Origin of the sequence: Sphingosinithalassobacter sp. LHW66-3 (assembly GCF_050703275.1) — a bacterium.
Lineage (GTDB): Bacteria > Pseudomonadota > Alphaproteobacteria > Sphingomonadales > Sphingomonadaceae > Sphingomonas.
The window spans coordinates 1,555,001-1,574,180 of sequence record NZ_CP193482.1; the positions used below are offsets into that span (position 1 = coordinate 1,555,001).

Here is a 19,180-nt window from a genome sequence, read left to right on the forward strand (position 1 = left end):
ATTTTATGTCGCTTTTTTCCGAACCCCGCGGAAAACTGCGCTTTACGGGGCGGTAATCACTGCACGTGCATGACAGTCCCGTGACCGAATCCACCGCCACCCCGCCGAATCGCCCCCCCGAATCGCTGCGGAATCAGGTCCGCAGCGCCGTGGTCTGGCGCTCGGGCACCCAGATTCTCGGTCAGATGATCACCTGGGCCTCCACGTTCCTGGTGATTCGAATCCTCTCGCCCAGCGATTACGGCCTCTTCGCCATGACTCAGGTCGTGCTGGTCCTGCTCAACATGCTGAACGGCTATGGCCTGGCCAGCGCGCTCATCCAGCGGCGCGAGGCGGGGCGGCACGCGCAGCGTCAGCTCTTCGGGCTGCTGCTTCTGCTCAACCTTGCGCTGGCGCTCGCCCAGGTCGCGCTCGCTCCCCTCGCCGCCGCTTATTATCGCCAGCCGATCGTCGCCGATCTGCTGCGCGTGCAGGCGCTGCTCTATCTGGCGACTCCGTTCATCGCCCTTCCCTATGCGCTGCTGGCGCGCGCGATGGACTTCAAGAAGCAGGCGCAGGTGAATCTCGTCTCGGCCGTCGCCGGCGCGGTCGCCGCGCTCGCAGGCGCGCTCGCGGGGCTGGGCGTCTGGACGCTCGTGCTCGCGCCGATCGTGCTGTTCGGGGTGCGGGCGCTGGGCATGACGCTCGCGGCGCGCGCGCTGATGTGGCCCAGCTTCGATTTCCGCGGCGCGGGCGACATGATTCGATTCGGCGGCATCATGGCTACCGGGCAGATCTTCTGGTTCCTCCAGAGCCAGGCCGATGTGTTCATCGCCGGGCGGGTGTTCGATCCGCACCTGCTGGGCATCTATACGACCAGCCTGTTCCTCGCGCAGATCTTCGTCGCCAAATTCGTGCCGCCGCTCAACGAAGTCGCCTTCTCGGCCTATTCCCGGATGCAGGAGGATCGTCGCGCCGCCGCCGGCGCCTTCACCACGGCGGCGCGGCTGGTGATGCTCGTCGGCATGCCCTTCTATCTCGGCCTCGCCGCCACCGCCGAGCCGCTGGTGCTCACGGTGCTGGGCGAAAAGTGGCGCGAGGCGATTCCCGTGGTCCATCTGCTCGCGCTCGCGATGCCGTTCATGACGCTCCAGGTGCTGTTCGCGCCGGCCAGCGACGCCTGCGGCCGGCCGGGCGTGGCGGCGCGCAACGCGATGATCGGCGCGATCCTGCTTCCGCTCGCCTTCCTCGCTGGCCTGCATTGGGGCTTGCCGGGCCTCGCCGCAGCGTGGCTCGTCGCCTACCCGGTCTTTCTGGCGATCACTGCCTGGCGCACGCTGCCGGTGATCGGCGTTCGGCCGCGGGCGCTGGTCGAAGCGGTGGCGCCGCCGGTGCTCGCCGCGCTCGCGATGGCGGCGGTCGTCGTACTGCTCGATTCCGTGCTGCCGCCGATGGCGACGCCGGCGCATCTCGCGCTGCTCGCCGCCGCCGGCGCCGCCGCCTATTGCGCCGCGCTGCTGGTTTTCGCGCGCGCGATGGTGAAGGAAATGGTCGCGCTGATCCGCAACCGCTGAGGCTCAGGCCTGCTGGATATAGTCGCGCATCGCCGCCGCTTCGGACTGGATCTTCTCGATCCGGTATTTCACCAGATCGCCGATCGAGACGAAGCCGACCATCCGGCCCGAATCGACCACCGGCAGATGGCGGATGCGGCGGCGGGTCATCAGCGAAAGTGCGTCGAGCGCGTCTTCCTGCGAAGCGACGGTAATCGCCGGGGCGGTCATCACGTCGCGGACCGGGCGATCGAGCGTCGCCGCGCCGTCGCGTTCGAGGCAATAGATCACGTCGCGTTCGGAAAAGATCCCGACGACTCCCGCGCCGTCCATCACCGGGACTGCGCCGATCCGCCGCGACGCAAGCAACGCGACGGCTTCCCTGACGGTCCGATCACCGGCGATCGAGACCACATCGTGCCCCTTCCCGCCCAGGATTGCCGCGATGGTCATCGCCCGTGCTCCTCAATCCGTGGTTAGGTGATTGAGGATTCCACGTTTCTGGCCCAATTGCAAAACATGACCGAACGCGAACCGAACCTCGACGATCCGGAGTATGCCGCTTTCGCATGGGGCCGATTTCGCCGCATTCTCCGCTGGATGGCGTTCGCCGCCGCGCTGGCGGCCGCGGTTTCCGTGGCGGCACTATGGTGGTCGCTGGGCGAACTCACTCTCCATACGGTGATCGCCACGATTCTCGGCGTCTTCTTCACCGTGATGCTCACCGCCGCGCTGATGGGGCTGATGTTCCTCAGCTCCGGCTCGGGCCACGACGCGCGGGTCGAGGATCCGCTTGCCGGCGAAGTCGATATCGACTGAGGCCCGAATCGAAAGCGCCGCCCCGGCGGGTGCCGGAGCGGCGCTGATGGTTCGATCGGCAGGCGATCAGGCGGCGGAGGTTACGTTCTCGCCATCGCCTTCCGCCTTGGGCTTGGCGGTGCGGCGGCGGCGCGGCTTGGGCGCCTCCTCGCCATCCTCGGCACTCAGCGAAGGCGGCAGCCGGTCGGCGTCGATGCCTGCGGGCGCCTCGGCCTCGGCGGCGTCGCGCTTCGGGCGGCCGCGGCGGCGCTTGGGCGCCTCTTCGGAGCCGGCTTCGTTGCGCTCGCTTTCGTCCGACTGCCCCTCGCGCTGCTCGGCGCCGTTGGCGTGGCCGTTGGCTCGGCCGTTGCGGCGTTCGCCACGCTCGGCGCGGTCGCCGCGCTCGTTCCGGTCTCCGCGATTGCCGCGCTCGCTGCGATCGCCGCGCTCGTTGCGGTCGCCGCGATCCTCGTCGGCGCGCTGCTCGTCCTGGCGGCGGCCGTCGCCCTCCGCCTCATATTCCTCGTCCTCGTCGGAATCGTCGCGCTGGCGGCGGTTGTTTTCCTCGAAGCGGGCGCGGTTCTCGTTGAGCACGCGGAAATAATGGTCGGCGAACTGGAGATAATATTCCGAGTTCACGCGATCGCCCTGCATCTGCGCGTCGCGCGCGAGATTCTTGTACTTCTCGAGAAGCTGGGCGGCATTGCCGCGGGCGCGGTTGTCGATGCGATTGCCGTCTGCACCCCGGTTCGGGCTGTTCGGCGAGCGCTGCCCGCCACGACCGCGCCGGCGGCCGGCCTGACGATTGTTCATCAAGGTCTCGGTATCCTGTCTTTAATAGTCGGTCCGTCGGTGCATCAGCGATCCCGGATGCGAGTACTCCCGGCGGCGCGCGCAGCCTTGCTCCGCGCGATCCGCGTGCCATGGCCACCGGACTGCAGCGGCTCGCATGACATGGATTGGGCCAGCGCCCTGATTTCAACAACTTGGTTGAAGGTGCCTGCCCCGAGGCCATCCTTAGCCCGCGCCGCACCAATCTCCAAGCGGAAATATGTGACCTTTTCCTTGCGGTTCAAGTCAGGATCACGGCGCGCGGCCGCCCGCCGAGGTCGAGGCGCACCTCGGCCGACAGCCCGGCCGTCCTGGCCAGCGCGCGCACCGCCTCGGCCTGGCCCGCGCCGATCTCGACCGCCGCAACTCCGCCCGCCGCCAGCAATCGCGGGATCTGCGGCACCAGAACGCGATAGGCGTCGAGGCCGTCCGCCCCGGCGAACAGCGCCTCGTGCGGCTCGTGCAGCCGGACGTTCTCGTCCAGCGCCTCGTCCGTCCCGATATAGGGCGGGTTGGCGAGTACCAGATCGAACCGCGCGTCGATCCCCGCCGCCCAGTCGCCGCGCGCGAACCGCGCCCGCTCCGTCATGCCCAGCCGCGCCGCGTTGCGCCGCGCATAGGCGAGCGCCGTGTCCGAGCGGTCGATGCCCAGCCCCTGCGCGCCCGGCCATTGATCGAGCGCGGCGAGCAGCAGCGTCCCCGGTCCGGTCCCCAGGTCGAGCACGCGCGCCGGCGCCCGCTCGCCGAAATGCGTCACTGCCGCCTCGAGCAGCGTCTCGCTGTCGGGCCGCGGCACCAGCGCTCCGGGGCCCACGTCGATCTCGATCGTCCAGAAGGCGCGGCGGCCCAGGATATAGGCGATCGGTTCGCGTGCCAGCCGCCGGGCGACCAGCGGCTCGAACGCTGCCGGTGCCGGATCGCCCAGCCGGCCGAGCAGCAGCGCCTCGCGCTCCACGCCCAGCGCATGCGCCATCAGCAATTCGGCATCGAGCCGCGGCGTCCGGCTCACCGGCTCCAGCCGCCGCGCCGCTTCCGCAAGCGCCGCGCGCGCGGTCATTTCCACCCGTAGCTCGCGGCCCAGACGATCGCCGCATAGGCGCGCGCATCGAGTTCGGGCCAGCGCTCCTGCAATTCGGCCGCCGCCCAGTGCGCGGCCTCGTCGAGAGTCATCCGGTCCCAATTCGGCTGCAACCGCGCCAGCTGGTCGAGCACCCGATCGAGCTGCGGCCGCACCTTCTCGGCGCGCTTCTTGCCCAGCTTGGCCTCGACGCGCGCGAAATCCTCCTGCGGAGTCGGCGTCAGGTCAAAGCCCAGGTGCAGCACCAGCGCGCGTGCCAGGTCGCTCTGTTTCTTTCCGAAGATCATGCCGCGTCGAGCTGCGCCAGCCGCTCGGCCTCGTCCTCGGCGGTCAGCGCGCCGATCAGCTCGTCGAGTTCGCCCTCCAATATCTCGGGCAGCCGGTGCAGCGTCAGGTTGATGCGATGATCGGTCACGCGTCCCTGCGGGAAATTATAGGTGCGGATGCGCTCCGAACGGTCGCCGGAGCCGACCATCGACTTGCGCGCGCCCGCGCGTTCGTTCGCCTTGCGCTCGCGCTCGGTCTCGTAGAGCCGCGTGCGCAGCACCTTCATCGCCTTCTCGCGGTTCTTGTGCTGCGAGCGCTGGTCCTGCTGCGTCACGACGATGCCGGTCGGCAGATGGGTGATGCGGATCGCGCTGTCGGTGGTGTTCACATGCTGGCCGCCCGCGCCCGACGAGCGATAGATGTCGATCCGCAGGTCCTTCTCCTCGATCTGCACGTCGACGTCCTCGGCTTCGGGGAGCACCGCCACCGTCGCCGCCGAGGTATGGATGCGCCCGCCCGATTCGGTCGCGGGCACGCGCTGCACGCGATGCACGCCGCTTTCGAACTTCAGCCGCGCGAACACCCCGCGCCCTTCGACCGATGCGATCACTTCCTTGAACCCGCCCGCTTCGGACGGCGATGCGGAGATCAGCTCGACCTTCCATCCCCGGCTGTCGGCATAGCGCTGATACATGCGCAGCAGGTCGCCCGCGAACAGCGCCGCCTCGTCGCCGCCGGTCCCGGCGCGGATCTCGAGCATCGCCGGCCGCTCGTCGGCGGCGTCGCGCGGCAGCAGCGCCAGCGCCAGCCGGCGCTCGGCCTCGCCGAGCTGCGAGTCGTTCGCGTGCAGTTCCTCCGAAGCCAGCGCCCGCAGCTCGGCGTCGCCGTCGCGCGTCATCGCCTTCAGGCTCTCCGCCTCGGCGCGCAGCCGCCGCACCTCGCCCGCCGCCTGCGCGACCGGCTCCAGCTCGGCATATTCCTTCGAAACCTCGACAAAGCGGTCGCCCGGCAAGTCGCCGGTCGCCATCATCGCCTGCAATTCGTCGCGCCGCGCCTCGATGGCGGCGATGCGATCGGCCGGAATGCGAATCATCGCGGCTGCGCCTCGTCCCCCCGGCGCACCAGCCCGGCCTCGATCAGCCGCTCGCTCGCGTCGTCGCCCTCGGCGCGCAGCTCGGCTTCGATGACCATGTCGGCAACCACCACCGCCAATCGGTCGAGCGGCACGCTCATCTGCTCGCCCGAGGCGAGGTCCTTCACTGCCGCCTCGCCGCGTTCCAGCTCGTCGTCGCCCAGGATCACGGCAAAGCGCGCGCCCTGCGCATTGGCCTTCGCCATCCGCTTCTTCATGTTGCCGCGAAAGCCCATGTCGGCCGAGACCCCGGCGCGACGCAGCCCGGCGATCACCTCCTGCGCGCGCACCGCCGCCGCCTCGCCCATCGGCACCACCGCCGCGTCGATTTGCTCGGGCGCCGGTTCGCTCACCAGCATCGCCAGCCGTTCGATCCCCGCCGCCCAGCCGATACCGGGCGTCGGCGGTCCACCGAGCTGTTCGATCAGCCCGTCATAGCGCCCGCCGGCCAGCACCGTGCCCTGCGCGCCCAGCCGATCGGTGACGAACTCGAATGCGGTGTGGCGATAATAGTCGAGCCCGCGCACCAGCCGCGGATTGCGCGTCCATGCCACTCCCGCCGCGTCGAGCCCCGCCGTCACCGCCGCGAAGAAGCCGCGCGCCTCCGCGGTCAGAAACGCGTCGATATCCGGCGCGCTGTCCGCCGCCGGCCGGTCGCGGGGATCCTTCGAATCGAGGATGCGCAGCGGATTCTTCTCCAGCCGCGCCAGGCTGTCCTCCGAAAGCTCGTCCTTGCGGCTCTCGAAATGCGCCACCAGCGCCGCCCGCCATGCGTCGCGCGTCTCCGCGTCACCCAGCGTGTTGAGCTGCAGCGTCACTTCGTCGCCGATGCCCAGCTCGTCGAGCAGTTGGCTCGCGAAGGTCAGCAGCTCGATCTCCGCCGTCGGCTCGCCTGCGCCCAGTATCTCGGCGTCGAGCTGGTGGAATTGGCGGAACCGGCCCTTCTGCGGCCGCTCGTAGCGAAACGCCGGCCCGCTCGTCACCAGCTTCATCGGCGCATGCTGCTGCCAGCCTTCGGTCAGATAGGCGCGCGCGATGCCGGCCGTGAACTCGGGCCGCAGCGTCAGCGAATCGCCGCCGCGGTCCTCGAAGCTGTACATCTCCTTCGAAACCACGTCGGTGGTCTCGCCCAGCGAGCGCGCGAAAACGGCGGTCGCCTCGAAGACGGGGACGTCGACTCGCTGAAAGGCGAACAGGCGCCGCACGCGCTCGAACGTCTCGAGCACGGCCGCAAAGCGCCGCTGCTCGTCTCCGAAAATATCCTGCGTGCCGCGAATGCGGTTGGGTGTTTCGATGCGTGCCATGAAGCCGCACCATCTAGGCGAGTGTCGCGCGAAGCGCCAGAACCTGCGTTGCCGTCTTGAACAGCGGGCCGCGTGCCGCTACTTCCCGGTCTCCGCGCTTGGGCGGGTATAGCACAATGGTAGTGCAGCAGCCTTCCAAGCTGAATACGCGGGTTCGATTCCCGCTACCCGCTCCAGCGCGGCCTTCCGCATCCCATGGCGACGCACCCTTCCCCCGCTCCCGAGCCGCTGGCGCTCTACGTCCACTGGCCGTTCTGCGTCTCGAAATGCCCCTATTGCGACTTCAACAGCCATGTCCGCGAGCGTGTGGATCAGGCCGCGTGGCGCGAGTCGCTGCTCGCCGATCTCGCGCATGAGGCGGCGCTGCTGCCCGGTCGGCGGCTCGGCTCGATCTTCTTCGGCGGCGGCACGCCGTCGCTGATGCCGCCCGAAACGGTCGCGGCGCTGATCGCCGCGGCACAGCATCACTGGAGCGTCGATTCGGACATCGAGATCACCCTCGAAGCCAATCCCTCCTCGGTCGAGGCGGCGCGCTTCGCCGATCTCGCCGCCGCCGGAGTCAATCGCGTCTCGCTCGGGCTCCAGGCGCTCGACGATGATGCGCTCGCTTTCCTCGGCCGAGCGCACGGAGTGGCGGAGGGGCTCGCCGCGCTCGAAACCGCGCAGTCGGTGTTCGCCCGGACCAGCTTCGATCTGATCTACGCGCGCCCCGGCCAGTCGCTCGGCGCGTGGGAGGCGGAGCTCGCCCGCGCGCTCGCCTTCGGCACCGAGCATCTGTCGCTCTATCAGCTCACCATCGAACCCGGCACGCGCTTCGCCACCCTCGCGGCACGGGGCGATCTGACCATTCCCGATCCCGATGCCGCGGCCGATCTGTTCGAAGCGACTCGCGCGATCACTGCCTCGGCGGGGCTCCCCGCCTATGAGATTTCGAACCACGCGCGCCCCGGCGCCGAAAGCCGGCACAATCTCACTTATTGGCGCTATGGTGACTATGCAGGCGTCGGCCCGGGGGCGCACGGTCGCCGCACCGGGCTCGCGACCTTCCGGCGCAAGAAGCCCGAAAACTGGATGGCGGCGCTCGCCCGCAACGGACACGGCATCGAATTGGAAGAGCCGCTCGCTCCCCGCGACCGGGCGGTCGAGGCGCTGCTGATGGGGCTGCGGCTGGCTGAAGGCGTCGATCTCGCGCGGATCGCCGCGCTTGCGGGCGGCGCGGCTCCGATCGACGAGGCCGCGGTGAACCGGCTCGTCGCGCAGCGTCTGCTCGCGCGCTCGGGCACGCGCCTCGCCGCCACCGATGCGGGAATGCCCGTGCTCGAAGCGATCCTCCGCGCGGTCGTCGACGGCTGACGGCCCGGCGGTGCGTTGCCGTGATTCGACGGCGGGCGAAAATCCGCTGTCCTACATCACCTGTTCCTGATACGTTCCGTTATCCTGCCGCCGCTCGCGCAGGCGCGCGCGGGCGGGCGCGCACCCGCGCGGAGGTGCGACCTTAGTGTGACCTTCGGGAGAAATGCGTGGGTTCGCGAGGGGCAGGCACGAAACGGGGCGCGCCGATGGCCCGCCCCGAATCATCGTTGCTTCGGCGAAGGCGGCGCTCAGCGGCCTTCGAAATTCGCCGGCGCGGGGGATACGGTCACGGTCTGGCCATCCCGGATTTCCTGCACTTCGAGCATCCGCTCGGCGACTCCGTCGCGGCCGAAGCGGAACGCCCCGTCCAGCCCGGCGAAACCGGTGCGGTCGAGCAGCCGTTGCTCGGGAAAGGCCTGGCCCACGCGCCAGTCGCGCGCCAGCCGCACGGTCAGCAGCACCGCGTCATAGCCGAGCGTCGACAGGCGGTAGGGCGCCGAGCCGAAGCGGGTACGATATTTGGTGGCATATTGCCGATAGTAATTGTCGGGCACGCTCGCGAACCAGGCGCCGTCCAGCACGTCGTTCGATCCGATCGACGAATCGGTGTTCCACAATTCGGTGCCCAGCAGGCGCGCGTCGCTGCCCCCTTCGGTGCGCCGGATCAGCGGCGCGGCGGCGATGGCGCTGTTGCCGGTTCCGGCGATCAGCACCGCGGCGAACGGATTGCGCCCCAGCCGAGTGACGGCCGACGTGATCGATCCGGGGCGCGAGTCATAGGTTTCCATGGCGGTCACTTCGCCGCCCGCGTCCTCCACTGCCCGAACGAACGCAGTCGAGGCGCGCTCGCCATAGAGGCCGCCGGGGATCAGCCCGGCATATTGCGTCACGCCGTTCTGCCGCGCGTAATTCACCACCCGCTCGATCGACTGGGTGGGAACATAGCCGAGCAGATAGGTGCCGTCGCCGGCGACGCTGGTATCGTTCGAAAAGCTCAGCACCGGCACGTCCGCGGCGCGTGCGATCGGCGCCACTTCGCGCACGTCCTCGGAAAGCAGCGGCCCCAGGATCAGGCCGTTGCCGTCGGCGATCGCGCGGCGGGCGGCTTCGGCGGCCCCGGTCGCGGTGTCGTAGCTGGTGATTCGCACTCGATCGCTGTTAGTGTCGAGCAGCGCGAGCATGGTCGCATTGGCGATCGACTGGCCGACACCGGCGTTCGTCCCGGAAAGCGGCACCAGCAGCGCCACGCGGTGACGTTCCTCGTCCTGCGGCAGTCCCGGCTGCACCGGCGGCGGCGCCGGTCGCTCGACGGGGCGCTCGATCGTCGGCGGTGGCCCCTCGGGAATCACGCGCGGCCCGGAGGCGCAACCCGCCACCAACGCGGCGAATCCCAGCGCCGTCCAGCGCAACGCGCCCAGAACTCCCCGTTGCGGCTTCAATGCGGCTTCTGCCATGACTCTCTCCGATGAACGCCGTACTTGCGCCTGGTCTCTATATCGTCGCCACGCCGATCGGCAATCTCGGCGACCTGTCTCCGCGCGCCGCGGAGATACTTCGGAATGCCGATCTAGTCGCGGTGGAAGACAGCCGCGTGACCGCCGGGCTGCTCCGCCACATCGGCACGAAGCGCCCGATGACCCCCTATCACGATCATAATGCCGAATCGGTTCGACCCGGCCTGATCGCCCGAATGGCGAGCGAGGCAGTCGCGCTCGTGTCGGACGCAGGCACGCCGCTCATCTCCGATCCCGGCTACAAGCTCGTCCGCGACGCCCGCGCCGCCGGCCATCTCGTCGTCACCATCCCCGGCCCCTGTGCCGGAGTCGCGGCGCTCACGCTCGCCGGGCTGCCGACCGACCGTTTCTTCTTCCTCGGCTTCCTTCCCGCAAAGCAGCAGGCGCGCGCCGAGGCGATCGCCGAAGTCGCCTCGGTGCGCGCGACTCTCGTCTTCTACGAATCGGGCCCGCGTCTCGTCGCCGCGCTCGCCGCGCTTGCCCAGGGTCTGGGCGATCGCGAGGCGGCGGTGGCGCGCGAAATCACCAAGAAGTTCGAGGAATGCGTCACCGGCAGCCTGTCCGAACTGGCCGCGCGCTATGCCGATGCGCCGCCCAAGGGCGAGATCGTGATCGTCGTCGGCCCGCCCGGCGAAGCGCCCGCGGCCAGCGCCGCGGATGCCGATGCCGCGCTCGCCGAGGCGCTCACGCGCCTTCCCGCGTCGAAGGCCGCGGGCGAAGTGGCGAAGCGGCTCGGCCTCGATCGCCGGACGCTCTACGCCCGCGCGCTCGAGCTCAAATGAGCGATCGGCGCGCTGCCGAGGCGCGGGGCCGCGACGGCGAACGCCGCGCGGCCTGGTATCTGTGGCTCAAGGGCTGGCGGATTCTCGATCGCCGCGTCCGCACCCGGTCCGGCGAAGTCGATCTGGTCGCGCGCAAGGGCAATCTGATCGCCTTCGTCGAAGTGAAAGCCCGTGCGACCGGCGCCGAGCTCGACCATGCGATCGACGAACGGCGCCTCGCCCGGGTGGCGGCGGCGGCGGAAATCCTGATGCCGCGCTACGCCACCGCGGGAGAGGATGTGCGGATCGACGTGGTGCTGGTCGCCCCCGGCCAGCTGCCGCGCCACATCGAAAATGCCTGGATCGGATGACGAACCGCGCTCCCGATCCTATCTGCCGTTCGGCCACTCCGGCGGGGCAAGAGGAAGAATCGATGCAACTCACCGTCGCGGTCCAGATGGACCCGCTCGAATCGATCAACATCGCCGGAGATTCCAGCTTCGCGCTGATGCTCGCGGCGCAGGAGCGCGGCCACCGGCTGTTCCACTATGCGCCCGAAGCACTGAATTATTCGAACGGCCAGGTCTGGACCGACGCGCATCCGGTGACGGTGCAGCGCGTGGAGGGGGATCATTTCGCGCGGGGCGAACGGGTGAAGCTCGATCTCGGCGACGAAGCCGACGTCGTGCTCATGCGCCAGGATCCGCCGTTCGATCTCGGCTATATCACCGCCACCCATCTGCTCGAGCGCATCGCCGACCGGACGCTGGTGGTGAACGATCCCTTCCATGTCCGCAACGCGCCCGAAAAGATCTTCGTGCTCGATTACGCGCGGTTCATGCCGCCGACGCTCGTCACGCGCAGTCTCGAGGAGGCGCGTGCGTTCCTCGCCGAACATGGCGAGATCGTCGTCAAGCCGCTCCACGGCAACGGCGGCAAGGCGATCTTCAAGATCGGGCCCGACGGCGCGAATCTCTCCTCGCTGATCGAAGTGTTCAACACCGCCTATCGCGAGCCGCACATGGTGCAGGCGTTCCTGCCCGGCGTCGCCAAGGGCGACAAGCGGATCGTGCTGGTCGACGGCGCCGTCGCCGGCGCGGTCAACCGCATCCCGGGCGAAGGCGAGATCCGCTCGAATCTGGCGGTCGGCGGCAAGGCGGCGAAGACCGAGCTTACCGCCCGCGAACGCGAGATCTGCGACGCGCTCGCTCCCGAGCTGCGCCGGCGCGGGCTGCTGTTCGTCGGGATCGACGTGATCGGCGGCGAGTGGCTGACCGAGATCAACGTCACTTCGCCGACCGGGATCGTCGCGATCGACCGGTTCAACGGGACCGACACCGCAGCGATGATCTGGGAAGCGATCGAACGAAAGGTCGCCGGGCGGCGTTGAGCCGCCATGACTCAGTTCACGATCAGCATCGTCGTCGCGGGGGGCTATTGGGGCATCCTGTTCCTGATGGCGCTGGAGAACATCTTTCCGCCCATCCCCTCCGAAGTCATCATGGGCCTCGGCGGGATCGCGGTGGCGCAGGGCGACATGAACTTCTGGCTGGTGCTCGGTTTCGGCACCGTCGGCACGGTGCTCGGCAACCTCGGCTGGTACGAAGTGGGCCGCCGCCTCGGCTACCAGCGGCTCAAGCCGCTGGTCGATCGGCACGGCCGCTGGTTCACCATGGAGTGGGAGGATGTCGAGAAGCTCCACGGCCACTTCCGCCGCCGCGGCGGCGTCACTGTGTTCCTGTTCCGCTTCATGCCGTTCGGCCGCACCGTGATTTCGATCCCGGCGGGCATGCTCAAGATGCCGTTCGGCCGCTTCCTGCTCTTCACGGCGGCGGGCAGCGCGATCTGGAATACCATCCTGCTGGGCGCAGGCTATTTCCTCGGCACTCAATATGATCGCATCCAGAGCTACATCGGCCCCGCGGCGATCGCGATCTTCGCGGCGATGATCCTCTGGTACATCTATCGCGTCGTCACCTGGAAGCCGCGTTCCGAGCGTCAAGCCCGCGGGTGAGCGTTGCGATAGACGTCGAGCAGATGCGCGGCATCAACGGCAGTGTAGATCTGAGTCGAGCTGAGGCTGGCATGCCCCAGCAGTTCCTGCAGCGCCCGCAGGTCCGCCCCCCGGCCGAGCAGATGAGTCGCGAAGCTGTGGCGCAGCGCATGCGGTGTGGTACGCTCCGAAAGCCCCAGCCGCACCCGGGCCCTGCGCACTGCCTTGCGAATCGCGCCGGGCGGCAGCGGCCCTCCCTTTGCCCCGCGAAACAGTGGCGCTTCGCCCGCGACACCATAGGGGCAGATGCGGGCATAATCCTCCACCGCGGCGCGCACCTGCGGCAGCAGCGGCACGATCCGCGTCTTGTCGCGCTTGCCGGTGACCCGCAGCGTCTCGCCCAGCGGCAGCGCGGCGCCGGTGAGCCGCACCGCCTCGCCGATCCGCAGCCCCGCGCCATAGAGCAGCAGCAGCACGGCAAGGTCACGCGCCGCGATCCAGGGTTCGGCGGCATCCTCCGATACTTCCTCGGCCAGCGCCACTGCCTCCTGTGGCGAGATCGGGCGCGGCACGCCCTTCTTCACTTTCGGGCCGCGAAGCCGCGGCAACTCGGCACGTTCGCCGGCAACGAAGCGCAGGAACCCGCGCACCGCCGAAAGCTCGCGTGCCGCCGAAGCGTTGCCGAGTCCTTCGCTGCGGCGATGCGCGAGATAGGCGCGCAGGTCGGCCGCGCCCACGGCCGCCAGCGCCGCGGCATCGGGCTCGCCGCCCCAGTGACCGCGCAAAAAGGCGAGCAGCCGCTCGGCGGTCGCACGATAGGCGCGAACGGTATGCGCCGAGCGGCGCCGGTCGCGAGCAAGATGCTCTGCATAGCGCAAGGGGAGCGGCGCGTTCATGCGGGCGCCGGCATGGTTTTCCGCGGGCCGCGCCGGATCAGTGCGGAAGAGGCGACAAACCTAGCCATGCACGCGATCCTGGCACGCGCCCCGTCTGCGCGACAGCAATTTCTACGGCTGTTCGCGACCGGCCGAAGGGTGCGGCGATGTCCTGCTGCCACGGGTCCGGCCGCGTGCCCTCCCCTCGCGGAGAAGCGCACGCTTGGCTCAGCCGATCGTCTGACCGGTCTTCGCCCAGTCGGCGAGAAAGCTCTCGATGCCCTTGTCGGTCAGCGGGTGCTTGACGAGCTGGCGGATCACTGCGGGCGGCGCGGTCATCACGTCGGCGCCGATCTTGGCCGCTTCGAGGATGTGCACCGGGTGGCGGACGGAGGCGACCAGAATTTCGGTTTCGAACAGGTAGTTGTCGTAGATCAGGCGAATGTCCTCGATCAGCTTCATGCCGTCGAAGCCGGCATCGTCGTGCCGGCCGACGAAGGGCGAGATGAACGTCGCGCCCGCCTTGGCCGCGAGCAGCGCCTGATTGGCCGAGAAGCAGAGCGTGACGTTCACCATCGTGCCGTCGTCGGTCAGGCTCTTGCACGCCTTCAGCCCGTCGATCGTCAGCGGCACCTTCACTGCGACATTGTCGGCGATCTTCCGCACGATCTCCGCTTCGCGCATCATCTCGTCATAGTCGGTCGCGACGACCTCGGCCGAGACCGGGCCGTCGGTGATTTCGCAGATTTCCTTCACCACCTCCAGGAAGTCGCGCCCCGCCTTGTGAATCAGGCTGGGGTTGGTGGTGACGCCATCAACCAGCCCCGAAGCGGCAAGGTCGCGGATTTCGGCAGTGTCGGCAGTGTCGACGAAGAATTTCATGACATCTCTCTTGCAGATATGTGACGATTGCGTGACGCGCTGCTTGGCCCCGCATGCTCGTCGCCTCTATAGCCGAGCGCAGGCACGCGCACACCCGGAGAAGGAGAGAGAATGCGATCGCTCGCCGTTCTGACGTTGTTGGTCCTGGCAGCGACCCCGGCGAAGGCGCAGGAGACCGAGGCGCTTCTGTGGCTCTCGGCCGACGCCGACGTGGCGTTGGGAAGCGCCACCGAGCTGGGGCTCGAGAGCGAATTCCGATTCGACGATGCCGGGCTCGACGAATCGATCCTCGGCTTCATGCTCAGCCACGAGGTCGGCGGCGTCTCACTGGGCGCGGGGTATCAGCACAGCCGCAGCGTCGGTGGCCCCGCGATTCGCGAACACCGGCTGCGCCAGCAGGTGGCGTTTCCGATCACCCGCGTGGCGGGGGGAACACTGCGCGGGCAACTGCGGCTGGAGGAGCGATTCCGCAACGACGGCGACGACGTGCATTTTCGCCTCCGCCCCCAGATCGCCTACAGTCTCCCGCTGAACCGCGATGGCACGCGGCTGTCGATTGCGCACGAAAGCTTCATCGGGACAGCCGCCGACTGGAACCGGCAGCGGGGGCTGTTCCGCATGCGCAACTCGATCGCGGTCGCTGCGCCGCTGGTCGGGCGGATGCGCGGCAGCGTGGGATATCTCAACCAGTACGGGTTCGGCCGCGACGGAGCGCGCGACCGAATGGCACATGTGGTGACGGCAGGGATTGCGTTCGGCTTCTGATCCGGGGGCGCTTGAAAAAAACGCTGTCCTACACCCCCCGAAACGGCATATCTGACGAGTCCCCGGCCCGGCGCGAGGAGAGGACATCCATGCTGCACAGCCCTGCGCGTTCACCGCGGCTCCTGCGCCGTTCGACGACTCCATCGCGCGGGGAGCCGAGGACACCGATCGCCTGCCGGGCGCCGCAGGCGGTGGGGGATGTACCGCTGCATTCACTGCGTTCGGGTACCCCGGTACCGCGGCATTCGTGCCGGTTGGGGCCGCGGAACTGATCCGTTCCCCTCCCCGCACGCATCCCCTACATCGCCCCCATGCCCGGCCCGCGCGCTCGCGTTCTCGTCCTCAATTCCGCTCTCGGTCCGCTCGACTATCGCGTGCCGCAGGGAATGCACGTCGAGCCCGGGTCGATCGTCGTCTGCCCTCTCGGGCCGCGGCAGCTGGCGGGCGTGGTGTGGGAACCGGATCGGCTGCCTACCGAGGAAGTCGGCGACAACCGCCTGCGCAACCTGATCGCGGTGAGCGATTCGCCGCCGATCCCTGCGCCGCTGCGCCGCCTCGTCGAATGGACCGCCGACTATTATCTCGCGCCCCCGGCCGCGGTGCTGGCGATGGCGCTGCGCACCTCGGCGGCGTTCGAGGGACCGCCCACCATCGTCGAATACCGCGCCACCGGAATCGTGCCCGAGCGGATGACGACGCAACGCGAGCAGGCGCTCGAGCGGATCGGCGACCGGCAGGGGCTGGTGCGCGAGCTCGCCACGATCGCGGGTGTGTCCGACGGCGTGATTCGCGGCCTGGTGAAAGCAGGTGCGATCGAGGCCGTGACAGTGGAAACCGACACGCCCTATCCGCGCCCCGACCCGCAGTTCGCCCCGCCGGACCTCAGCTCCGAACAGAGCGATGTCGCAAGCATCCTGCGCCAGGCAGTGGGGGCAGCGGATTTCCAGCCGTTCCTGCTCGACGGCGTCACCGGCTCGGGCAAGACCGAGGTCTATTTCGAAGCGGTCGCGGCAGCGCTCGCTGCGGGAAAGCAGACATTGGTGCTGCTGCCCGAGATCGCGTTGACCGAGCCGTTCCTGACGCGCTTCGAAAGGCGCTTCGGCTGCGCGCCGGTCGCTTGGCACTCGGACCTGCGCCAGTCGCAGCGCCGCCGCGCATGGCGTGCGATCGCGAGCGGCGAGGCGCTCGTGACGGTGGGCGCGCGCTCTGCATTGTTCCTCCCCTATGCCAACCTCGGCCTGATCGTCGTCGACGAGGCGCATGAGACGAGCTTCAAGCAGGAGGACGGCGTCCATTATCACGCACGCGACGTGGCGGTGATGCGCGGCCTGTTCGAGAAATGCCCCGTGGTCCTCGCGACCGCTACACCGGCGATCGAGATGCGCCGCCAGGTCGAACTCGGCCGATATGAGGAGTTGAAGCTGCCCGGCCGCTATGGCGCGGCCGAACTGCCGCACATCGAAGCCATCGATCTGATCGAGGAGCCACCCGAGCGGGGGCGGTGGCTCGCGCCCCGGCTGGTGAAGGGAATGGCGGCGACATTGGAGCGCGGCGAGCAGGTGCTGCTGTTCCTGAACCGCCGCGGCTATGCGCCGCTTACCTTGTGCCGCCACTGCGGCCATCGGTTCCAGTGCCCGAACTGCACCGCATGGATGGTCGAGCATCGGCTGACCGGCCGGCTGGCCTGCCACCATTGCGGCCACAACACGCCGACGCCCAAGCTCTGTCCGGAATGCAAAAGCGAGGACACGCTGGTTGCCTGCGGGCCGGGCGTCGAGCGGATCGCCGACGAAGTACGCGACCTGTTTCCGGACAAGCGCACTGCGATCGTCACGTCGGACACACTCTGGTCCCCCGCCAAGGCCGCCGAATTCGTGCGGCGAATGGAAGCGGGGGAGATCGACATCGTGGTGGGCACCCAGCTCGTCACAAAGGGATATCATTTCCCCAATCTGACGCTCGTGGGCGTCGTCGATGCCGACCTGGGGCTCGACGGCGGCGATCTGCGCGCGAGCGAACGCACGTTCCAGCAAATCATGCAGGTGTCCGGGCGGGCCGGACGCGGCGAGAAGCCCGGTACGGTCCTCATTCAGACGCACCAGCCCAGCGCGCAGGTGATGCGGGCGCTGGTGACCGGCGACGGCGAAGCCTTCTACGCCGCCGAAACCGAGGCGCGGCGAGAAGCGTCCGCCCCGCCGTTCGGCCGCTATGCCGCGATCGTCGTCAGCTCGGAAGATCGCCCCGCTGCCGAGGAAACCGCGCGGATGCTCGGTCGCAGCGCGCCGCAGCTGGACGAAATGATGGTGTTCGGGCCGGCGCCCGCCCCGCTGGCGATGCTGCGTGGCCGCCACCGGTTTCGGCTGCTCGTCCATGCAAAGCGCACGTTCGACGTGCAGGATGTGATCCGCACCTGGCTCGACGGCGTCGGCCGGAACGCGAAAGTTCGCGTAACGGTGGACGTCGATCCGTACAGCTTTCTGTGATCGCGTCGTGGAAAGTCCTCGGGTTGAACCGGCAGCCGATTTGATCCTAAGCCCGGCGTGGATGAATTCGAGCGCGGGGTTGGGAATGGTGCGGCGGTTGCTCCTGCTGGTGACGCTGATGCTCGCCGGAATCCAGCCGGCGCGGGCAGACGATATCGCCGCCGCGGGGCGCGGCGTCGTGCGGATCGTCACCATCGCGGTCGTCGGCGACGAAGTGGTCGGGTTCGGCCATGGCAGCGGCTTTGCCGTGGCACCCAATCGCGTGGTCACAAACGCGCACGTCGTCGAACTCGCTGCGCGCTATCCCGACAATGTGGTGATCGGCGTGGTGCCCTCCGAAGGGCAGAAATCCTTTCAGGGCCGGCTGATTGCCTTCGATCCCGACCGCGATCTGGCGCTGATCGAATTCAGCGGCGTGCGGCTGCCGCCGCTGACCTTGTTCACGGGACCGTTGCAGGAAGGCGAGCCAATGGTGGCACTCGGCTATCCCGGCAACGTCGATCTCGCCACCGCCCAGTCGGCAGCCGCCTATATCACTCCACAATCGCCGGTGCGCAGCCAAGGCAATTTCGCGGGCCGTCGCACTCTCATCGGCACCAGCGTACTGCTCCATACCGCCAGCATCGCGCGGGGCAATTCGGGCGGGCCACTGCTCGATCGGTGCGGGCGCGTGCTGGGCGTCAATTCGGCGATCACGCGGGCCGAGGAAGGCGACTCGAGCTTCGGCTTCGCCATCGCGGGCAGCGAGCTGACCGCTTTCCTGCGCGAGGCACAGCAAGACATCGCGACAGTGAATGTCGAGTGTGTCAGCATCGAGGAACGGCTGGCGCAGGATCGCAGCGCCGCCGAACAAGCGGCCGAAGAGCGCGCGGCTCGCGAGCGCGCCGAAGCCGAGCGCACAGCTGCGGCACGCGCCGAGGCGATCGCCCAGGCGCGCGCACAGAACGAAGCCGCACGTGAGAATTACATGGCCGCGGCCGCCCTGCTGCTGGTGCTGGGTGCATTGGCGGTGGGCGGCGCAGGGCTGCTGCTCTCGCGCGGACGCAGCCGCGAGGCGTTGTGGGTGGCGATCGGCGGCGTGGTGTTGATGCTGGGCGCAGTCGCATTGTTCTTCAGCCGCCCCAGCTTCGACGAGAGCACCATCGAGGCGATTCCCGAACCTGCGGAGAGCACTGCCGCCGCCGCGATCGTGGCCGGCCGAATGCTGTGCACGCTTGTGCCCGAGCGAAGCCGCGTGACCGTCTCCAGCACGAACGATGTACCACTGGAGGTCACTGCCGAAGGCTGTGTCAACGGCCGGACCCAATATGCCGAAGCGAACGGAAGCTGGGAGCGAATCCTGGTGCCGTCCGAGGAACAGACCGTCTCCGTCCTCACCTTCGACGCTGCGACGCGGACCTATACCAACACCAGGTATCTGCTTTCGGCCGAGCAGATGAGCCGGGCGCGCGAGCTTCGCTCGCAGGTCGAGCTCAAGCAATGTTCCGCCGATCAGGACGCGCGCGCCCAGCTCGCCACCCGCCAGCAGGCGATCCGGGCGGCGCTTCCGGAGCTGTTCAACGAGAAGCTTGTCTATCGCTGCGATCCGGCGATCGCCACGGCGGAATAGCCG

Annotated in this window: 20 protein-coding genes and 1 tRNA gene; 11 read left to right on the forward strand and 10 right to left on the reverse strand. The window is 68.7% G+C overall.

From position 1 onward, the window contains the following. Nucleotides 1-185 precede the first annotated feature (185 nt). The gene (locus ACQ450_RS07575; RefSeq protein WP_431471183.1) at nt 186-1,553 is read left to right on the forward strand and encodes an oligosaccharide flippase family protein; all 1,368 of its coding nucleotides are present in this window, start codon (nt 186-188) and stop codon (nt 1,551-1,553) included. A 3-nt stretch (nt 1,554-1,556) separates the two neighbouring features. Here ACQ450_RS07575 and ACQ450_RS07580 read toward each other — a convergent pair whose 3' ends face one another. Then, a complete protein-coding gene (locus tag ACQ450_RS07580; RefSeq protein WP_188056035.1) occupies nt 1,557-1,985 on the reverse strand; it encodes a CBS domain-containing protein in 429 nt (142 codons plus the stop codon). Between the two features lie 66 nt (nt 1,986-2,051). Between ACQ450_RS07580 and ACQ450_RS07585 the strand changes: the two genes are divergently transcribed. Next, nucleotides 2,052-2,351, forward strand: a complete 300-nt coding sequence (locus ACQ450_RS07585; protein WP_188056036.1) for a hypothetical protein — start codon at nt 2,052-2,054, stop codon at nt 2,349-2,351. A gap of 66 nt (nt 2,352-2,417) precedes the next feature. On the opposite strand, the gene ACQ450_RS07590 is transcribed toward ACQ450_RS07585, so the two are convergent. Genes ACQ450_RS07590 through hisS form a run of 6 tightly spaced genes read right to left on the reverse strand, consistent with a single transcriptional unit; the run spans nt 2,418 to nt 6,942 of the window. Then, entirely contained in the window at nt 2,418-3,146 is a 729-nt protein-coding gene (locus tag ACQ450_RS07590; RefSeq protein WP_431471111.1) for a DUF4167 domain-containing protein, read from the reverse strand. Between the two features lie 41 nt (nt 3,147-3,187). Continuing rightward, complete coding sequence (locus ACQ450_RS07595) at nt 3,188-3,406, reverse strand: hypothetical protein (RefSeq protein WP_431471112.1); 219 nt, start codon at nt 3,404-3,406, stop codon at nt 3,188-3,190. After that, nucleotides 3,403-4,218 (reverse strand): peptide chain release factor N(5)-glutamine methyltransferase, encoded by an 816-nt coding sequence (gene prmC, locus ACQ450_RS07600; protein ID WP_431471113.1) that lies wholly within the window; start codon nt 4,216-4,218, stop codon nt 3,403-3,405. The genes ACQ450_RS07595 and prmC overlap by 4 nt, the downstream gene beginning before the upstream one ends. Further along, complete coding sequence (locus ACQ450_RS07605) at nt 4,215-4,526, reverse strand: hypothetical protein (RefSeq protein ID WP_431471114.1); 312 nt, start codon at nt 4,524-4,526, stop codon at nt 4,215-4,217. Before ACQ450_RS07605 ends, prmC begins: the two co-directional genes overlap by 4 nt. Next, nucleotides 4,523-5,599 carry a peptide chain release factor 1 gene (gene prfA, locus ACQ450_RS07610; protein ID WP_431471115.1) on the reverse strand — a complete coding sequence of 359 codons (1,077 nt, stop codon included), beginning with the start codon at nt 5,597-5,599 and terminating at the stop codon, nt 4,523-4,525. The genes ACQ450_RS07605 and prfA overlap by 4 nt, the downstream gene beginning before the upstream one ends. After that, entirely contained in the window at nt 5,596-6,942 is a 1,347-nt protein-coding gene (gene hisS, locus ACQ450_RS07615) for a histidine--tRNA ligase (RefSeq protein ID WP_431471116.1), read from the reverse strand. Before hisS ends, prfA begins: the two co-directional genes overlap by 4 nt. A gap of 102 nt (nt 6,943-7,044) precedes the next feature. On the opposite strand from hisS, the gene ACQ450_RS07620 reads away from it, so the two are divergent. Both ACQ450_RS07620 and hemW read left to right on the forward strand, forming a co-directional pair. Next, nucleotides 7,045-7,118, forward strand: a tRNA-Gly gene (locus tag ACQ450_RS07620). 19 nt (nt 7,119-7,137) lie between these two features. Continuing rightward, nucleotides 7,138-8,295, forward strand: coding sequence for a radical SAM family heme chaperone HemW (gene hemW / locus ACQ450_RS07625; RefSeq protein WP_431471117.1), 1,158 nt, complete (start codon nt 7,138-7,140; stop codon nt 8,293-8,295). Nucleotides 8,296-8,543: 248 nt separating this feature from the next. On the opposite strand, the gene ACQ450_RS07630 is transcribed toward hemW, so the two are convergent. Further along, nucleotides 8,544-9,749 carry a penicillin-binding protein activator gene (locus ACQ450_RS07630; RefSeq protein WP_431471118.1) on the reverse strand — a complete coding sequence of 402 codons (1,206 nt, stop codon included), beginning with the start codon at nt 9,747-9,749 and terminating at the stop codon, nt 8,544-8,546. 11 nt (nt 9,750-9,760) lie between these two features. Here ACQ450_RS07630 and rsmI point away from each other — a divergent pair, with 11 nt between their 5' ends. The 4 genes from rsmI (at nt 9,761) to ACQ450_RS07650 (ending at nt 12,584) form a co-directional block, all read left to right on the forward strand. Further along, on the forward strand, nt 9,761-10,591 hold the full coding sequence (rsmI, locus tag ACQ450_RS07635) for a 16S rRNA (cytidine(1402)-2'-O)-methyltransferase (protein ID WP_431471119.1): 831 nt from the start codon (nt 9,761-9,763) through the stop codon (nt 10,589-10,591). Beyond that, nucleotides 10,588-10,941 (forward strand): YraN family protein, encoded by a 354-nt coding sequence (locus ACQ450_RS07640; protein ID WP_431471120.1) that lies wholly within the window; start codon nt 10,588-10,590, stop codon nt 10,939-10,941. The genes rsmI and ACQ450_RS07640 overlap by 4 nt, the downstream gene beginning before the upstream one ends. Nucleotides 10,942-11,003: 62 nt before the next feature. Continuing rightward, nucleotides 11,004-11,960, forward strand: a complete 957-nt coding sequence (gene gshB / locus ACQ450_RS07645) for a glutathione synthase (RefSeq protein WP_431471121.1) — start codon at nt 11,004-11,006, stop codon at nt 11,958-11,960. Nucleotides 11,961-11,966: 6 nt separating this feature from the next. After that, the gene (locus ACQ450_RS07650; protein ID WP_188056047.1) at nt 11,967-12,584 is read left to right on the forward strand and encodes a DedA family protein; all 618 of its coding nucleotides are present in this window, start codon (nt 11,967-11,969) and stop codon (nt 12,582-12,584) included. On the opposite strand, the gene ACQ450_RS07655 is transcribed toward ACQ450_RS07650, so the two are convergent. Both ACQ450_RS07655 and fsa read right to left on the reverse strand, forming a co-directional pair. Then, nucleotides 12,569-13,459 carry a tyrosine recombinase XerC gene (locus ACQ450_RS07655; RefSeq protein WP_431471122.1) on the reverse strand — a complete coding sequence of 297 codons (891 nt, stop codon included), beginning with the start codon at nt 13,457-13,459 and terminating at the stop codon, nt 12,569-12,571. The genes ACQ450_RS07650 and ACQ450_RS07655 overlap by 16 nt on opposite strands. 207 nt (nt 13,460-13,666) lie before the next feature. Beyond that, nucleotides 13,667-14,320, reverse strand: coding sequence for a fructose-6-phosphate aldolase (gene fsa / locus ACQ450_RS07660; RefSeq protein WP_431471123.1), 654 nt, complete (start codon nt 14,318-14,320; stop codon nt 13,667-13,669). A 111-nt stretch (nt 14,321-14,431) separates the two neighbouring features. Between fsa and ACQ450_RS07665 the strand changes: the two genes are divergently transcribed. From ACQ450_RS07665 to ACQ450_RS07675, 3 genes are all read left to right on the forward strand, one after another. Beyond that, complete coding sequence (locus ACQ450_RS07665) at nt 14,432-15,085, forward strand: DUF2490 domain-containing protein (protein ID WP_431471124.1); 654 nt, start codon at nt 14,432-14,434, stop codon at nt 15,083-15,085. A gap of 311 nt (nt 15,086-15,396) precedes the next feature. Continuing rightward, nucleotides 15,397-17,568, forward strand: a complete 2,172-nt coding sequence (locus ACQ450_RS07670; protein ID WP_431471125.1) for a primosomal protein N' — start codon at nt 15,397-15,399, stop codon at nt 17,566-17,568. Nucleotides 17,569-17,629: 61 nt separating this feature from the next. Beyond that, entirely contained in the window at nt 17,630-19,177 is a 1,548-nt protein-coding gene (locus ACQ450_RS07675) for a S1C family serine protease (protein ID WP_431471126.1), read from the forward strand. Nucleotides 19,178-19,180: the final 3 nt, after the last annotated feature.

Excerpts from the sequence above, each read along its gene's own strand:
- ACQ450_RS07575 (WP_431471183.1), top strand. The coding sequence starts at position 186 with ATGATCACCTGGGCCTCCACGTTCCTGGTGATTCGAATCCTCTCGCCC.
- ACQ450_RS07640 (WP_431471120.1), top strand. The coding sequence starts at position 10,588 with ATGAGCGATCGGCGCGCTGCCGAGGCGCGGGGCCGCGACGGCGAACGC.
- prfA (WP_431471115.1), bottom strand. The coding sequence starts at position 5,599 with ATGATTCGCATTCCGGCCGATCGCATCGCCGCCATCGAGGCGCGGCGC.
- fsa (WP_431471123.1), bottom strand. The coding sequence starts at position 14,320 with ATGAAATTCTTCGTCGACACTGCCGACACTGCCGAAATCCGCGACCTT.
- ACQ450_RS07665 (WP_431471124.1), top strand. The coding sequence starts at position 14,432 with ATGCGATCGCTCGCCGTTCTGACGTTGTTGGTCCTGGCAGCGACCCCG.
- prmC (WP_431471113.1), bottom strand. The coding sequence starts at position 4,218 with ATGACCGCGCGCGCGGCGCTTGCGGAAGCGGCGCGGCGGCTGGAGCCG.
- ACQ450_RS07580 (WP_188056035.1), bottom strand. The coding sequence starts at position 1,985 with ATGACCATCGCGGCAATCCTGGGCGGGAAGGGGCACGATGTGGTCTCG.
- rsmI (WP_431471119.1), top strand. The coding sequence starts at position 9,761 with ATGAACGCCGTACTTGCGCCTGGTCTCTATATCGTCGCCACGCCGATC.
- ACQ450_RS07630 (WP_431471118.1), bottom strand. The coding sequence starts at position 9,749 with ATGGCAGAAGCCGCATTGAAGCCGCAACGGGGAGTTCTGGGCGCGTTG.
- hisS (WP_431471116.1), bottom strand. The coding sequence starts at position 6,942 with ATGGCACGCATCGAAACACCCAACCGCATTCGCGGCACGCAGGATATT.
- gshB (WP_431471121.1), top strand. The coding sequence starts at position 11,004 with ATGCAACTCACCGTCGCGGTCCAGATGGACCCGCTCGAATCGATCAAC.
- ACQ450_RS07655 (WP_431471122.1), bottom strand. The coding sequence starts at position 13,459 with ATGAACGCGCCGCTCCCCTTGCGCTATGCAGAGCATCTTGCTCGCGAC.
- ACQ450_RS07605 (WP_431471114.1), bottom strand. The coding sequence starts at position 4,526 with ATGATCTTCGGAAAGAAACAGAGCGACCTGGCACGCGCGCTGGTGCTG.
- ACQ450_RS07670 (WP_431471125.1), top strand. The coding sequence starts at position 15,397 with ATGCCCGGCCCGCGCGCTCGCGTTCTCGTCCTCAATTCCGCTCTCGGT.
- hemW (WP_431471117.1), top strand. The coding sequence starts at position 7,138 with ATGGCGACGCACCCTTCCCCCGCTCCCGAGCCGCTGGCGCTCTACGTC.
- ACQ450_RS07675 (WP_431471126.1), top strand. The coding sequence starts at position 17,630 with ATGAATTCGAGCGCGGGGTTGGGAATGGTGCGGCGGTTGCTCCTGCTG.
- ACQ450_RS07585 (WP_188056036.1), top strand. The coding sequence starts at position 2,052 with ATGACCGAACGCGAACCGAACCTCGACGATCCGGAGTATGCCGCTTTC.
- ACQ450_RS07650 (WP_188056047.1), top strand. The coding sequence starts at position 11,967 with ATGACTCAGTTCACGATCAGCATCGTCGTCGCGGGGGGCTATTGGGGC.